The sequence below is a fragment of the Aquisphaera insulae genome (assembly GCF_011064615.1).
In the GTDB taxonomy this organism is placed as follows: Bacteria; Planctomycetota; Planctomycetia; order Isosphaerales; family Isosphaeraceae; genus Aquisphaera; species Aquisphaera insulae.
The window spans coordinates 25210-39850 of the sequence record NZ_JAALJH010000015.1 but is presented as its reverse complement, the minus strand read 5'-3'; the positions used below and the strand labels follow the sequence as shown (position 1 = coordinate 39850).

General features: G+C 70.5%; 11 protein-coding genes. 4 read left to right on the top strand and 7 right to left on the bottom strand.

Annotation, left to right across the window (positions count from 1 at the left end; genetic code table 11):
• The first annotated feature begins 184 nt into the window (after positions 1-184).
• A complete protein-coding gene (locus G6O54_RS38785; RefSeq protein ID WP_369432135.1) occupies positions 185-352 on the top strand; it encodes an HTH domain-containing protein in 168 nt (55 codons plus the stop codon).
• 76 nt (positions 353-428) lie between these two features.
• Here the strand turns inward: G6O54_RS38785 and alsS are convergent, their stop codons facing one another.
• Together alsS and G6O54_RS11020 are read right to left on the bottom strand one after the other, a co-directional pair.
• Positions 429-2108: an acetolactate synthase AlsS gene (gene alsS / locus G6O54_RS11025; protein WP_165224714.1), complete on the bottom strand. Its 1680-nt coding sequence runs from the start codon at positions 2106-2108 to the stop codon at positions 429-431.
• Positions 2105-2731, bottom strand: coding sequence for a Uma2 family endonuclease (locus G6O54_RS11020; protein WP_165224711.1), 627 nt, complete (start codon positions 2729-2731; stop codon positions 2105-2107). Before G6O54_RS11020 ends, alsS begins: the two co-directional genes overlap by 4 nt.
• 213 nt (positions 2732-2944) lie before the next feature.
• On the opposite strand from G6O54_RS11020, the gene G6O54_RS11015 reads away from it, so the two are divergent.
• Positions 2945-3349: a hypothetical protein gene (locus tag G6O54_RS11015; protein ID WP_165224708.1), complete on the top strand. Its 405-nt coding sequence runs from the start codon at positions 2945-2947 to the stop codon at positions 3347-3349.
• Between the two features lie 266 nt (positions 3350-3615).
• Here G6O54_RS11015 and budA read toward each other — a convergent pair whose 3' ends face one another.
• Both budA and G6O54_RS11005 read right to left on the bottom strand, forming a co-directional pair.
• A complete protein-coding gene (gene budA, locus G6O54_RS11010; RefSeq protein WP_165224705.1) occupies positions 3616-4494 on the bottom strand; it encodes an acetolactate decarboxylase in 879 nt (292 codons plus the stop codon).
• A 48-nt stretch (positions 4495-4542) separates the two neighbouring features.
• Positions 4543-6417: a M2 family metallopeptidase gene (locus tag G6O54_RS11005; RefSeq protein ID WP_165224702.1), complete on the bottom strand. Its 1875-nt coding sequence runs from the start codon at positions 6415-6417 to the stop codon at positions 4543-4545.
• Positions 6418-6568: 151 nt separating this feature from the next.
• Here G6O54_RS11005 and G6O54_RS11000 point away from each other — a divergent pair, with 151 nt between their 5' ends.
• Positions 6569-8965: a carboxypeptidase-like regulatory domain-containing protein gene (locus G6O54_RS11000; protein ID WP_165224699.1), complete on the top strand. Its 2397-nt coding sequence runs from the start codon at positions 6569-6571 to the stop codon at positions 8963-8965.
• Positions 8966-9481: 516 nt separating this feature from the next.
• On the opposite strand, the gene G6O54_RS10995 is transcribed toward G6O54_RS11000, so the two are convergent.
• The 3 genes from G6O54_RS10995 to G6O54_RS10985 all read right to left on the bottom strand — a co-directional run bounded on the left by G6O54_RS10995 (position 9482) and on the right by G6O54_RS10985 (position 13382).
• The gene (locus G6O54_RS10995) at positions 9482-10348 is read right to left on the bottom strand and encodes a leucine-rich repeat domain-containing protein (protein WP_165224696.1); all 867 of its coding nucleotides are present in this window, start codon (positions 10346-10348) and stop codon (positions 9482-9484) included.
• Positions 10349-10731: 383 nt separating this feature from the next.
• Positions 10732-11772, bottom strand: coding sequence for an HAD family hydrolase (locus G6O54_RS10990; RefSeq protein ID WP_165224693.1), 1041 nt, complete (start codon positions 11770-11772; stop codon positions 10732-10734).
• 23 nt (positions 11773-11795) lie between these two features.
• Positions 11796-13382 (bottom strand): arylsulfatase, encoded by a 1587-nt coding sequence (locus tag G6O54_RS10985; protein ID WP_165224690.1) that lies wholly within the window; start codon positions 13380-13382, stop codon positions 11796-11798.
• 242 nt (positions 13383-13624) lie between these two features.
• Here G6O54_RS10985 and G6O54_RS10980 point away from each other — a divergent pair, with 242 nt between their 5' ends.
• Positions 13625-14620, top strand: coding sequence for a helix-turn-helix transcriptional regulator (locus tag G6O54_RS10980; RefSeq protein WP_165224687.1), 996 nt, complete (start codon positions 13625-13627; stop codon positions 14618-14620).
• The last annotated feature ends 21 nt before the right edge of the window (positions 14621-14641 follow it).

Genomic DNA, 14641 nt, shown 5'->3' with positions numbered 1-14641 from the left:
CTATCGAGCTTGCCAGATCGAGCAGGAAGCGGGTGGCTTCCGCATCGAATTCGCCTTTGCACAGTGGATCGTTGATCGGCTCGGCGGTATCGACCCCCATGATCGGACCACAGCTACCGGAGAACCTGCGGGGAAACCTTCGGGGAAACCTTCGGGGAAACGGCTCGGCAAGACGGCCCGGACGGTGGTCGACCTGATGAAGGAGAAGCCGGGAGTGACGATCCCCGAACTCGCCGAAGAGCTCGGACGGTCGGAACGAGCGATCGAGTTGCAAATCAACAAGCTGAAGGCCGACGGAGTCATCGCACGGATCGGGCCGGCAAGGGGCGGACACTGGGGAGTGACCGAATGAGCTTCGCCGGACGGCCGGAACGCGGTCGGCAGGGGGCCAGAGAATCGAACCGGACCGAATCAGCCTGATCGCGGGATCATACGACCACATCGCTCCGCATGGCCCGGACCAGCTCGGGGTTGTCGCGGTAGTCCACCGGGACGTCGATGAGGACCGGGCCGGGGATCTCCAGGGCGCGGCGGAGGGTCGGGGCGATGTCGGCCGGGGTCTTGATGGACAGGCCGGTGGCGCCGAAGGACTCGGCGTACCGGACGACGTCCACGGGGCCGAGCTCGACGGCGGTCGCGCGGCCGTACTTGGCGAGCTGCTGGATCTTCACCATGTCGAGGAATCCGTCGCGCCAGACCAGGTGCACGAGGTTGCACCCCAGCCGGACGGCGGTCTCCATCTCCATGGAGCTCATCAGGAAGGCGCCGTCGCCCGACATGGAGACGACCTTCTCCCCGGGGCGCACGAGGCAGGCGGCGATCGCCCACGGCAGCGCCACGCCCATCGTCTGCTGGCCGTTGCTGGCGAGGAACCGCCGCGGCTCATATGCGTAGAAATAGCGACACATCCAGATGTAGATGGAACCCACGTCGCAGATCACGGTCATGTCGTCGGTGAGGATCTCCTGCAGCTCGTGGATCAGGCGGAGGGGGTGGATCGGCGTGCCGTCCAGGGTCGCGGCCCGCGCCCGGGTGGCGGCCACGAGGCGGGCCACGGCGTCGAGGCCGGAGTGATCGTGCGGTCGAGGGGCCGAGCGGAGCAGGGGGGCCAGGGCGTCGAGCGAGTCGGCGATGTCGCCGATGACCTCGACGGCGGGACGATAATCGGCGTCGATCTCCGCGGGGATGACGTCGAGGTGGACGATCGGCCGCCTGGCGCCGTGGTTCCAGGCGGAGGGGTCGTACTCGATCGGGTTGAAGCCGACGGTGACGACGACGTCGGCCGCGTCCAGGACCCCGTCGGCGGGCGTGTTGTGGAACAGGCCGACGCGGCCGGCGAAGCAGCTCAGGAGGTCGCGGGCGACGACGCCCGCCCCCTGGAACGTGCAGGCGACCGGCAGGGGGACGGCCTTCAGGAGCCGGCGGACGGCCTCGGCGTTCCGCGGGTCGCTGGCGAGCATCCCCAGCAGCAGCACGGGCCGGCTCGCCCCGTCGATCAGGCGGGCGGCCTCGGCGAGGGTCTCGGCGTCGCCGGGCCCGAGCCGGGGCGGCCGGGACGGGGCGAGCAGCGCGGCCGAGGTCGGCCCTTCCATCACGTCGGCCGGCAGGCTCACGAACGCGGCGCCCGGGCGGCCGGACTCGGCGGCGCGGAAGGCGCCGGAGAGGACTTCGGAGACGGTCTGACCGGAGTCGATCTCGGTGCTCAGCTTGGTCACGGGGCGGAACAAATTGACGGTGTCCATCGTCTGGTGCGTCAGCTTGTGCCGCGAGGCCAGCGGCACCGCGCCGCCGAGCGCGACGACGGGATCCCCCTCGTACGTCGCGGTCGCCAGGGCCGTCACCAGGTTGGAGCAGCCCGGCCCGGACGTCACCAGGCAGACCCCCGCGCGGCCCGTCATCCGGCCGATCCCCGAGGCGATCAGGCCGGCGTTCTGCTCGTGCCGGCAGACGATCAGCCGCGGCTTCGCCCCGTGCAGGACGTCGAGCAGCCGGTCGATCTTCGCCCCCGGGATCGTGAGGATGTGCTCGACGCCCTGGGCCTCGAGGTGGTCCGCCAGGAGCTGGGCGCCGATGCGGGCGCGGTCGTCCTGCTTCTCCGGCTCGCTCATGATCGCTTCCCCTTGGGCCGGCGGTTCGGATCGTCGGGCGGGAGCATGTCGGCGACGGAGATCCGGGCGACGGCCTTCCCGTCCAGGACGAGCTCGACCGAGTCGCCGGCGCGGAGCGTCTTCCGCCTCGCCCCGGGGCGGTACACCTCGAGGCAGCCGTCGGCGAGATTCAGGATCCAGTAGGCGGGGACACCGGCGGCGAGATACATCTCCTTCCGCCGACGGTCCTTGGCCAGCGAGCTGTCCGCGACCTCGACGACCAGGCCGACGTGATCCGGCTGCGGCCGGGAGGACACGAAATCCCAGCGCCCGCCCTTCACCAGCGCGACGTCCGGCTCAGGCAAGCTCTTCTGGCCCGGCAACGCGATCGTCTTTTCGACCCAGATGAGCCAACCCGAGTTGGACCCCAGCGCCGCGGTCAGGATCTCCTGCATCACCTGCGCCGTCGTGTTAAGGAATGGTCCCTTGGTCACCTTGCCGACGATCCGTCCCTCGATCAGCTCGACCGGCGCGTCCTCGTCGATCACGCCGGACTCGATGAGCTCCTCGTATTCCGCCACGCTCATGCGTCGCGGCGGCGCCGGGGTCCGGGCGGTCGCGGCCTGGCTGATGGTCGTCGTCATCGTGCCTCCGTTCCACGCTGGTCGAGGGGATTCGGGATCGCCTTCCGGTCCGGTCCTCCACCGGATTGTACGCCTCAGGAAGCTGAACGCTCAACGGCCGATCGGGCCCTTCGCCCCTCCGCGGTGGAGCGCCGCGTCGCTCCTGGTATCATGTAGGTCGAGTTCGGAGGTGGGGGGCCGCCGAGCGCAGGCGCCGGGCGGCGAGGAAGTGGCATGATCGATGAGCCGAGCGACCCCGATGATCTATTTGCCGTCGTCCGCGACTGGTTCCGACTCCTCGCGGCCGGGCGATGGGCCGAGGCCGGTGACATGCTGGACGAGCCGAACGGGTACGGGATCCGCTGGACGCCGGCCGAGATCCGCCACGCCTTCGAACTGGCCTACGGGCCGGGTTGCCGTTTCCGAGCCTCACATCCCGAAGGCCCGCAGCCCAGCGACCCGGATGTCGCGGCCGGTGAGCCGGGGGCGGACGTGTGGGCGATCCGCGACGGGAGAGGTTACCGCGTGGATCATGACGTGCCGCTCAATGGATCTTGGAGCGAGTTGACCGCTCAATTCGAGTTTCTGCGACGACCAGGCGGCCTGGCCGTCGTCCTGCTCGACTTGCACGTGCTGTAGCCTGCGAGGCCGACCGGGCCGCCGGGCCTCGCGCTTCGGCGGACCCCGGCCGTGCGACATCATGGGGGATGCGAGGCCGGCAAAGTGCCGAGTCCCTGATCTCGCGTTCCGCTCCACCGCGGCCACCAGGGCGATGCGAGCGGAGGCGTGCGGTCCTCACGCCGCCCCTCGCCCGCCGGGCGGGGCTCATTCGTCGGGTAATTGTCGCGGCCGGCGATGATCGGGGCCGGGGAGGGCGGGCAGGACTACCGGCTCAGGTTGGGACCTCACGCATCGGCCAGCCCCCCGGCCGCGGTCTCGGCGCGGCGGAGGTCGTCGCTGGAATCGCGGTGGAAATCGGCGTCCAGGAACGCCGTGCTCCGGGGGAGGCTGAGCCGCAGGTTGGACTCGCGCTCGACCCGCGCGATCAGCTCGCGGCCGGCGCAGTCCAGCAGGTGGCCGCCGGCGTTGCGATCCTCGTTGAGGAAGTGGAGGTGATACCCGGGCACGGTGAGCGTCTTGAAGTAGGCCGGCGACCAGAAGCCGACGATCGTGCCGCGGACGTCCGCCAGGTGGAATTCCGGCTGATGGGCCGCGGCCGCCACCAGCGGGACGCCGTCGGGCGTCCGCGGCACGGCGCGGGTGCGGACCCGCGAGAAGAGGCCGTCGACGCGGAACGCGTAGAAGAGGTTGTCCGAGGTCCGCAGGCGGTCGAGCTCCTCCTCGAGCTCACCCAGGCTGGAGCAGTTGGAGATCGGCGTGGGGGGGCCCGGGTCGAACTTCGTGAGCACGGCGTAGGGGCTGCTGGCCGTGTCCCCGACCTCGGAGACGGTGCCGTCGGAGCGGACCTGGAAGAAATGCCCGTCGACGACGACCATCTCGCCGTCGAGCCCCTCGAACGTCCCGAGCCCGAGGTCGCCGTGCTGCCGGAGCCGGGCCACCGTGGTCTCGCCCCGGTAGATCCCCTCCACGAGCGCTCCGGCCGTAGAGAGCTGGTAGAGGGTGCTCTTCCAGACCTGGAGATAGTCCGCCAGCGCCGCGTTGATGACCTCGTCGAGCGACTCCTTCGACTCCGCGCGGCGGGCCTCGAGCGCCTCCCAGACCGCGCGATCCACCCGGCACGAGATCGGCACGAGCGGGCCATCCGCGGGCGACGGTTCGGACATGGCGGTCCTCCGAGTGGAGATCACGAGGGCGATTCAATCACGCGAGCGTCACTGCCATCCGACGGGGCGTCCGGCGTTCTGCCCCTTCAGCCACTCCATCAGCGGCTCGAAGTAGGCGACCATGGGCCGCGCGGTCAGGCTCTCGCCGGTGGCCTCGCGGAGGACGGCGTTCCAGTCCCGGGTGGCGCCCAGGCGGAGGATGCCGCGGAGGAACTCGCCGACCCGGGCGTCGCCGAAGTAGTTGCAGTCGCGCGGGTCCTGCTTGAGGATCTCGCGGGCGATGTGGTCGTGGAGCTGGAACTTGATCACGGTGCCGATCGCGTAATCATAGTATTGTGCGGGGTCGTCGTTGATGTGGGTCTTGGTGGCCGGGTCGCAGAGCGTCTCCGGCCGGTCGCCCGGCGGGGCGATCCCCTGGAAGGCCCCGACGTGATCCCACCAGCCCTCGTTCAGCTTCGCGTCGGCGATCGTGCCGGCGTAGAAGTCGCGTTCGAAGTGGGTCATGGTGCCGGCGGCGAACGGCAGGAAGACCACGGACGAGCCGTCGAGCGCCGTGTCCAGGAGGAAGTTCACCGCCGGGGCGGCCTCGGCCTCGGGCGTCAGCAGGCCCACCGACTTGAGGTAGGGCCGCTGGCCGGAGGCCAGGCCGATCAGGTCGCCGACGCCCTCGTGGAAGGCCCGGTTGGCCCCCGCGCGGAGGAGATAGGGCACCTCGGGGCGGGAATAGCTGATGTAGTAGTAGATGTGCCCGAGCTCGTGGTGCGCCGTGCCGAACCACTCGTTGTTCGGCTCGATCGACATCAGGCTGCGTACGTCCTCGCGGAGGTCGATGTGCCAGGCGCTGGCGTGGCTGTTCTTCTTGCGGCCGGACTTCGGGTCGGCCGGGTAGAGGTCGGACTTCCGCCAGAACGAGGGGGGGAGCTTGGGGAAGCCGAGCGACACGTAGAACCGCTCGGCCTGCTCCGCGATGTACTCCTTCGTCTTGCCCTTGAAGGGGGCGTCCATGTCCACGCCCTCCACCAGGCCGGGCCAGTTCTGGCCCCAGCGGTTGGGCAGCCAGTGCGCCGGGATCTTGCCGGCCGGGGGCTCGGCCTTGTACCGCTTCGCGAGCGCGTGCTTGGCCCAGGCGTGGAGCTGGGCGTAGAGCGGCTTCACCTCGGCCGCGAGCCTGTCGCAGAGGGCGATCATCTCCGCGGTGGTCATGCCGTAGTCGGCGACCTGGAGGGCGAAGAAGTCGTCGAAGCCCATGGCGCGGGCGAGCTGGTTGCGGAGGTCGCGGAGCCGCAGGATCCCGGGCCGGAGCGGCTCGCCGATGGTCTTGGCGACCTGCCAGTACGCGAGCCGTTCGTCCAGGTCGCGGCTATTGATGAGGGCCCGGTCGATGGCGTTGGCCGAAGGGTGCTCGTCCGGCTTCCCCTCGCGCTTCAGCGTGTAGGTGAAGCCGTCCTGGGTGGCGGCCTGCTTCGCCTCGGCCTGGGTGCGGGCCCTGACGACGTCGGGCAGGGTGCCGGGTGCCTCGGCGGCGGCGAGGCGGACCTTCTCGAGCTGGCGGATGGTGAGGTCGTCGAGTTGGTCCTTCTGGCCGAGCAGCCGCGAGGTCTCCTCGATCACGCGGCGAGCGCCCGCCTTCTCGTAGACCTTCTCCATCGCGGAGGCCTGGGCGGCGGAGTGCGCCTCGGAGACGTCCGTGGAGGCCGTCCACGAGGCCTCGTTGGACGCGACCATCAGCGGCAGGACGTCGCGGACGTACTCCTCCAGGAACGTCTCCGCCACCTCCTCGATGGGCGGCCGCGCGGCCGCGGCCATGGCCGCGGAGGTCGACAGGCCCGCGCCCGTGCCCGCGCCCGCGACGGCCGCCGCGGCGGTGATCCCGGTGCGGAGGAACTCCCGACGATCGACCCCGCGCGATTCCTGGTCCTTCATGGCAAGGCATCCCCCTCCGATTCGTAGATCGAGCGACCGCTCTATCGTAGCCGGGCGGTCAGGCCGGGAAGAATGCCATTCCGTATTTGTTGGCCGTTGCGTCCGTCGCGGGAACATGTTTTGCTGGGGCGAGATCCAGGAGGTTCCCCTCATGGTTGCGCCTTTCCTCTCGCTCGCGATGGTCGCGATCCTCCCGGCGACGGAGGACGACCTGGTCCCCGTCACGGTGGCCGTCGTCAACCGCGAGACCCACGAGCCGGTCCGGTCGTTCCGATATCAGGCCTGGTACGACGCCCCCGACCGCAGGGGGCCGCGGAACGTCGAGGAATGGACGCGGGCGGAATCGCCCGACGGAACCTTCCGGATCGACACGCCGCGGTCGTGCCGGCTGACGATCTCCATCAAGGCGGCGGACTACGTCGGGGGCTATCCGCACTGGGAGCATTTCCCCGTCCGGTCCGACGATCGGGCGCGGCGGATCGTCGTCGGCCTCCATCCCGGGATCACCGTCCGAGGGACCGTCCGCGACGAGGAGACGAAGGCCCCCATCGCGGGCGCCCGCGTCACGCCCCTGATCCCCGCGATGCCCGGCCTCAGAACCGACGAGGACAAGGCGGTCACCACCGGCGCCGACGGCCGGTACGAGGTCCACGGCGTGGGCCCGGACTTCGGGCTCTACATCTCTCACCCCGATCATGCCCCCGACGGCGATTCGATCCGGGGCATGGCGGTCGGGCCGAATCTTGACGTCTGGCTGAAGCCCATGTCGAGGCCGACACCCCCGGCCACTCCCGCGGTCCCCGTCCCGCAGCCGACGATCGAGCTGGCCGGCCGGGTGATCGGGCCCGACGGCCGGCCGGTCGAGGCGTTCACCGTCGTCGTCGGGGCGGGCGAGTCGCCCGAGCCGGAGCGCTGCGTCCGACGCGAGGTCCGCGACGGCTCGGGCCGATTCCGGATCGGGTTCCCGCAGGAAGGCACGACCTGGGTCGGCATCGCCGCCGCGGGTTTCGCGTTCTGGGACGGCCGCGTCGAGCACCGCCGCGGCGGCCCGCCGATCGAGGTCAGGCTCGCGCCGGGGGTCTCGGTGACGGGCCGGCTCGATCTGCCGCCGGAATTCCGAAGTCGCATCAAGGCACAACTTCGTCTTCACGATAACGATCCGGACGTCGCCGCCCGCACGGCGCCGATCGGCGCGGATGGCCGGATCCGCTTCGAGCACGTCCGCCCCGATCGCTGGTGGCTGTGGCTCCAGGGCGAAGGAATCCCGCTTCGGGCCCTGACGTTCGACGTCCCCGCGGAGGACGTGGACTTCGGGACCGTGCGGGTCGATACCACCGTCGCGACGGGCCGCATCGAGGGCCGCGCCTGGCAGCGACCCGAGGATGGGGGCGGGCCGAGGGTCTTCGACGACGGATTCGTCGGGAATCGTCCGCTCCCGCACGAGGATCGGCCGGGCATCGAGTTCCTGACCGGCGAGGACGGCCGCTTCCGCGTTGATCGCGTGCCGGTGGGCCTGACCACCGTCGGCTTTCCGCATGACATCGGCTGCGTCCTCGACGAATTCCGATGGCGGGTGCTGGTCGTCCCGGGGCGGACGACGGAGGTCCTGGCGTTCGATCCCGAAGGAAGCGGGTCGTACACGCTGGCCTTCGCCATCGGCGACGGCTCGGCGGCCCAGTTCGATTCCGGCTCGGGCGTGAGCGCGGCGAGGCGGGTGGAACGCGTCACGGTCGAATGGCGTTCGGACGTGCCGGGGGGCAAGCCCGTGGCGCAACCCGCGAGGCCAAGATTCCGTGTGGATCTGTCGCCCGTGTCGAAGGAGCCGGTCTCGTTCGCCGATCCCGAATGGAAGGCCCTCGATTCGGAGGGGCGGATGGTCCTGTCCGACATCGGCGCCGGCACGTATCGGATGCGGATCAGCGACTGGCAGGGCCTGGAGCTCATGGAGGAGCCGCCGTTCTTCGAGGAGACCGTGGTGATCCCTCGCGGCGGCCGCGGGGAGCTGCGGATCCCGCTGGGGGCGGGCTGCATCACCGGCAGGATTCCGCGGACGAAGGAGAGCCGTTTCAATCCTGTCGAGGTGACCGCGGTGGCCCGGGGTGACCGCGGCTTGCCCCGGCATGCCCGATGCGACGACGACGGCAACTTCTGCGTCCGCTACCTGTCGCCCGGCACGTATACGTTGTTCGTTCACGACCCGCGCTCGGGCCGCTTCGCCCGGGTAGACGGCGTGGCGGTGAAGGACTCCCCGGTGGACATCGGCGAGCGGCCGCTGGAGCCAGGGGCGACGATCCGCGCCTCGATTCGGTTCGAGCGGCCCTCGCCCTACCCCTGGGTGGAGGCGACCGGCCCGCTGGGGGGCTCGGTGCAAGCACGGTTCGGGGGCGGCTCGGCTCGCGATCTCTCGGAGTTCCCCGGCCTCTGGCCGGGCCGCTGGACAATCTCTGCCCGGGCCGGCCGCGGGGGCATCGCGACGGCCGAGGTGGAGGTCAAGGGGACGGGGTCGCACGAGGTCGACCTCGTCGCGAGGGGCAAGGCGGAGCCGTGAGGGGCGGCGGCGCGGCGAAAAGTCGACCTCGACATGGGGGATGGTTGATCCCGGAGTGGTTGCGCCGGCTCACCGGCTCTTGGATCGAACCATGTCCGGGTGGCCGGGGTGGAGCGCAGCGACCCCCCGGGATCGCCGTGGACTCGAGGCCATCGGGGGCGTGCGCCCCGGTCCGCGCCCGCCCGTCACCACACTCTCCACTCCCCACTCGGCGTACCCACAGGCCCGCGCTCGCCCGTCGCCGTCGCGATCCCGGGGGGTCGCTGCGCTCCACCCCGGCCACCCGGGCCCTTCGGCAGCCCCGAGAGGCGGGGAGTCCCGGGGCGTGGCGCAACAGAAACGCGATCCCTCCCTGTCCTCGATTCCCACGGTCAAGATCCTCGCGACTCGGCCTTCGCCTGCACGATGCTCACTCGCGTCGAGGTCGATCGCCTAAGTCCGCGCACAGGCGATGACGAGAGAGCCCCCGCCGGGATGAATCGAGCCCCGGGGGGCGCCTGTCCGATGGCCTCCCCCTCACTTGTACACCGCCACGCCCGGCACGGCCTGCTTGAGCTTCTCGATGGCCGGGGGCGTGACCTTGGTGCCGATCAGGTAAACGGACTTTAGCGATTTAATGTCCTTGAGCGTGTCGAGGCCGGCGTCGGTGACCTCGGTCCGGCTGAGGGCCAGGACCTGGAGGTTCTTCAGGCCCTTGAGCTGGGCCAGGCCCTTGTCGCCGACCTTGGAGCTCGTGAGGAAGAGCATCGTCAGGCCGTTGAGGGCCTTCACCGAGTCGAGGCCGGCGTCGGTGACCTGCGGGCTCATGATCGTGAGGGCGCTCAGCGTGGGCACCTCCTTCAGGGGGGCGAGGGCCGCGTCGTTGACCTGGCCGTTGTCGATGTAGACGACCTGCAGGTTCGGGACGTTCTTCAGGAGCTGCAAGGCGTCCTTGTCGCCGCTCCACTTCTTGAGGATGTTCACCGTGGCGATGTCCTTGCCGTCCTTCCCCTTGTCCACGTTGACGCTCGCGCCCAGCTTCTCCAGCTCCAGGCTCGCCACCTTCAACTTGAGCTGCGCGACCTCCGTTTGCAGGGCGGTGATCTGGGCCTTCAGCTTGGCCGGATCCTCCGCCGGAGCCGGAGCCGGCGCGGGAGCCGGGGCCGGCTTGGCCTCGGGCTTCTTGTCGTCCTTCTTGGCCTCGGGCTTCTTGTCGTCCTTCTTGGCCTCGGGCTTCTTGTCGTCCTTCTTGGCCTCGGGCTTCTTGTCGTCCTTCTTGGCCTCGGGCTTCTTGTCCTGGGCGAGGGCGGGGCCGGGGCCGGCGGCGGGGATCAGCAGGCCGGCGGCGGCGAGGAGGATCAGGGGCAGGGCGAGTCGGCGGGATGTCGCTGAGGTCGGCGTCATGGTGGGAGGGTCTCCGCGTCCGGTGTCGGACCGCGCCCCGCGTCGTCGTCGTCGCGTCCGCGGCCTGGTTCGAGGGGCCTTCCCGGCCACGCCCGGGAGGCGCCACCCAAGTTACCCGGGGGCCGTGGGATACGCAACGTCCGGCGCGGTCGCCGGCCACGGCGGGTGGCCGTGGTGGAACACCACGGGACCGCCGTAGCCTGGCAGCAAAGCCCGTCCGGCGCGACGGCTTGCCTCACCGTGGTGTCGCTGCGCGTTCACCACGGCCACCCCGCCGCAGCACTGTGCCAACTGTCAAACGCCCCGGGCCCTCGCTCTCAGCACTTTGGGACGGTGCCTCGCCGCCGGCCGGGGCCCGCCCGGTGGTCGGGCCGAGCCGGCTGCTACTCGAAGGCGAAAACCCTCCTGAAGTCCGCCTTCATGTCGGCGACCAGCCAGCCGCGCCTCGGGGCCTCGTCCAGGGCGCGGCTGAGGCGGCCGAAGGAGGACGTGCGGTCGTAGGCATACTCGCGGTCGGCGTCGGTGTGGTGGAGCAGGAGGCCGAGCCTCGGGCCGGGGCCGGCGGTCGTCCACTCGAGCATCTCGAAGTCGCCGTCGGAGTTGCCCACGGCGAGGACCGGCCGGCGGCCGATGAACTTGTGGATGGCCACCGGCTTGCCCGGCCCGTCGTCGATGAAGTCGAGCTCCGGCAGGCGGACGATCGCGGGCTTGCCGTCGCGGAGCTCGTACTTCGCCTTGATCGTGCTGCCGACGACCTGCCCCGGCGGGATGCCGTAGGTCTCCTCCGCGAAGGCCCGGATCATCTCGACCCCGCCGCCGGAGACGATGTAGGTCGCGTAGCCGGCCGACCGCAGGAAGGCCAGCAGCTCGAGCATCGGCGCGTAGACGCACTCGGTGTACGCGCGGCCGAACCGCGGGTGCCGGGCGGCGGCGAGCCAGGCCTTCGCGATGGCGGCGAACTCGTCGGCGGTCGTCCCGGCGTGGGTGGCCATGACGACCTCCGCCACGCCCTTCAGCCCCGTCTTCAGCAGGCCGGCGAGGTCGCCGGCGAGCGCGGACCTGTACGGCTCGCGGTCCTTCCATTCCGGGTGCGCGGGGGCCAGTTCCCGGAGCCGGTCGAGCGCGAAGGCGGCCTGGACGTACATCGGCTGCTCGCACCAGAGGGTGCCGTCGTTGTCGAACGCGGCGATCCGGCCGGCCGGGGGGATGAAGTCCGGGCCGCCCGGCGTCGTGGTGCGGGCGACGAAGTCGAGCAGGGCCCGCCTCGTCGGGCCGTCGTTCCAGGAGGGGAGCGGGCCGGCCGGGGGTTGATCGGGCCTCGAATCCGCGGCCGCGCCGCGGGCCGCCGCCGCGCCCGGGAGGAGCGCGGCGGCGGGTGCCGCGACGGCGGCGGATCGGAGGAATTCGCGTCGACTCTTGAACATGCGAAGAGTCCTCGGTCCTGGTGTCACTGGGCGCCCGCGCCCCCCGAGATCGCCTTCTGGATCTTCTCCAGGTTGAACGAGCCGGGGGTCTGACTGGGCGGGAATTCCTTCATCGTCATCAGGAACTTCGCGGCGATCTGCTGCATCGGGATGACGATGAACGGATGATCGAGGAACCAGTCGTTGTACGTGTTCGCGTTGTGCTGCGCCTTCTCGAACGGGTCGCGGCGGAGGTTGAACAGGAGCGGCACGCGGAGCTCGGTGAACGGCTCGCGCCAGACCTCGAAGGCCATGCCGCGGTTCTCCAGGAAGACGGCCTTCCAGTCGCCCACCCGCATGGCCACGACCTGGCCGTCGTCGTTGACGTAGATGAACTCCCGACGCGGCGACTTCTCGGCCTTGCCGCTGAGGTAGTCGAGCTGATTGTAGCCGTCGATGTAGTTGTGGTACTTACGCCCGTTCAGCTCGACGCCGGCCTTCAGCTTGGCGGCGATGTCCGGTTCGCCGGCGACCGCGGCGAAGGTGGGCAGCCAGTCCTCGTGCGCGACGATGCCGTTGAGCGTCACGCCGGCGGGGAACTTGCCCGGCCAGCGGACGAAGGCCGGGACGCGGTAGGCGCCCTCCCAGTTGGAGTTCTTCTCGCTGCGGAAGGGGGTGGTGCCGGCGTCCGGCCAGGTGTTGTAGTGCGGGCCGTTGTCGGTCGAGTAGAGGACGATCGTGTCGTTCGCCAGGCCGAGGTCGTCGATCAGCTTGAGCAGCTCGCCGACGTGGGCGTCGTGCTCGACCATGCCGTCGCTGTACTCGTCCTGCCCGGACTTGCCGAGGTGGTCTGCCTTGACGTGGGTGCGGAAGTGCATCCGCGTGGCGTTCCACCAGCAGAAGAAGGGCTGGCCGGCGGTGTTCTGGCGGGTGATGAACTCCTTGGCCGCGGCGAGGGTCTCCTCGTCGATCGTCTCCATCCGCTTCTTCGTCAGGGGGCCGGTGTTCTCGATCGTCTGGCCCCCCTTGCCGTCGGCCTTGCACTTGAGCACCCCGCGCGGGCCGTAGGTCTCCAGGAAGGTCTTGCCGTTGGCGAGCTTCAGGTCGCGGGGGTAGTCGCGGTTCTCCGGCTCCTCCTCGGCGTTGAGGTGGTAGAGGTTGCCGAAGAACTCGTCGAACCCGTGCATCGTGGGGAGGTGCTCGTCGCGGTCCCCCTGGTGGTTCTTGCCGAACTGGCCGGTGGCGTAGCCCAGGCTCTTCAGGACGGTCGCCATGGTCACGTCGGTCTTCTGCCAGCCCTCCTTCGCCCCGGGGAGCCCGACCTTGGTCATGCCGGTCCGGACCGGGACGTTGCCGCCGATGAACGCCGCGCGGCCGGCGGTGCAGCTCTGCTGGCCGTAGTAGTCGGTGAAGGAGATCCCCTCCTTCGCCAGCCGGTCGATGCCGGGCGTGTGATAGCCCATCATCCCCCGGTTGTTGTGGCTGATGTTCCAGGTGCCGATGTCGTCGCCCCAGATGATCAGGATGTTGGGCTTCTTGCCGCCCGGCTGGGCGTGCGCGCGGCCCCCGGCCGCGACGAGGGTCAGGCCCAGGCCCAGGGTGAGGCCGAGCCGGATCGTGAATCTTCTCATGAGACGTCGCTCCCAGGTGCGGAAAGTGGAAGAGGATCGAGGCGGATCGGGCGCCGAAGCCGCGGGCCGGAAGGCCATCCCATCCGGCTGTCTTGACCCGTCGAACGGCTTGCTGGTGACTTCGGGGCGCGTGTCGGCGAAAATGAGGCAACCATGGTATCGGGCGCCGACCCCTCGCGTCCAAGACCAAAAACTGCAAAGCGGCAGGTCCGCAGGTCCACCGATCGCGAGCCCTCGACCTGATGGAAAGCACACCCCGACCGAGCCAGGCCGTCGCGACCTCGCTGGAGACGGACGATTTCGACCGGATGGCGATGGCCTTCGCGCGGTGGGACCATCGGTTCGAGCAGCTCGGCCGGGGGGCGTTCCGCGGCCGGATCGCGTTCGCGGACCTGGACGCGGTGCAGCTCCTCGACTGCGAGGTCAACCGGGCGATCCTCTGCCGGGGCGGCCGGCCGTCGGGCTGCTACACGCTGTCGCCGGTCCTCGCCGCCAACGCCGATTCCCGCTGGCGAGGCCGCAGCCTCCGCCCCGGCATGATCAACGTGCTCGGGCCCCGCCTGGACATGGACCACCTCACGAGCCGGCCCTATCGGAACACCACGCTGGTCGTCCGCGGCGACCTGCTGGAGCGGGCCGCCGTCGGCCTGATCGGCGTCGATTTCGAATCCCGCCTGGCCCCGGGCCTGGGCCACGACGCCCGCGCCCCGGAGCTCGCGCCGGGCCTGGCGGACGCCCTGGCCCTGCGATGGCGGCGGGCCCTCTCGCGACTGGCGCGCCCCGGTGCGGATCGGCCCGAGTTCGACGCCACGGAGCTGGGGCTGGAACTGGCCTCGGGGCTCGTCCGCGCGCTGGCCGTCGGCCGGGTCGCGGATCCGGTACGCCTGGCCCATTCGCAGCGGGCCCGGGTCGTCCGCCAGGCCGAGGAGTACGCCCGCGCCCATCCCCCGGATCGGGTCTCGATCCTGGTCCTCTGCGAGCGGGCCGGCGTGAGCGAGCGGAGCCTGCATTACGCGTTCCTCGAGGTGACCGGCATGAGCCCCAAGGCCTTCCTCAAGGCCCTCCGCCTCAACGCGGCCCGCCGCGAGCTGCTCGAGTCCGACCCCGGCCGCGGCCGGATCGGCGAGATCGCCCTCCGCCATGGATTCCGCCGCCCCGGCCAGTTCGCCGCCGACTACCGCCGCCAGTTCGGCACGCTGCCCTCCGGCGCCGGAGCGGTGGAGGTCGCGCGGGGGTGAAGCTGATCGTGGAAGATGCCC

Bases quoted from the DNA above. Each gene is read 5' to 3' on its own strand.
- alsS (WP_165224714.1), bottom strand. From the start codon at position 2,108: ATGAGCGAGCCGGAGAAGCAGGACGACCGCGCCCGCATCGGCGCCCAG.
- G6O54_RS11020 (WP_165224711.1), bottom strand. From the start codon at position 2,731: ATGACGACGACCATCAGCCAGGCCGCGACCGCCCGGACCCCGGCGCCG.
- G6O54_RS11015 (WP_165224708.1), top strand. From the start codon at position 2,945: ATGATCGATGAGCCGAGCGACCCCGATGATCTATTTGCCGTCGTCCGC.
- budA (WP_165224705.1), bottom strand. From the start codon at position 4,494: ATGTCCGAACCGTCGCCCGCGGATGGCCCGCTCGTGCCGATCTCGTGC.
- G6O54_RS11005 (WP_165224702.1), bottom strand. From the start codon at position 6,417: ATGAAGGACCAGGAATCGCGCGGGGTCGATCGTCGGGAGTTCCTCCGC.
- G6O54_RS11000 (WP_165224699.1), top strand. From the start codon at position 6,569: ATGGTTGCGCCTTTCCTCTCGCTCGCGATGGTCGCGATCCTCCCGGCG.
- G6O54_RS10995 (WP_165224696.1), bottom strand. From the start codon at position 10,348: ATGACGCCGACCTCAGCGACATCCCGCCGACTCGCCCTGCCCCTGATC.
- G6O54_RS10990 (WP_165224693.1), bottom strand. From the start codon at position 11,772: ATGTTCAAGAGTCGACGCGAATTCCTCCGATCCGCCGCCGTCGCGGCA.
- G6O54_RS10985 (WP_165224690.1), bottom strand. From the start codon at position 13,382: ATGAGAAGATTCACGATCCGGCTCGGCCTCACCCTGGGCCTGGGCCTG.
- G6O54_RS10980 (WP_165224687.1), top strand. From the start codon at position 13,625: ATGGAAAGCACACCCCGACCGAGCCAGGCCGTCGCGACCTCGCTGGAG.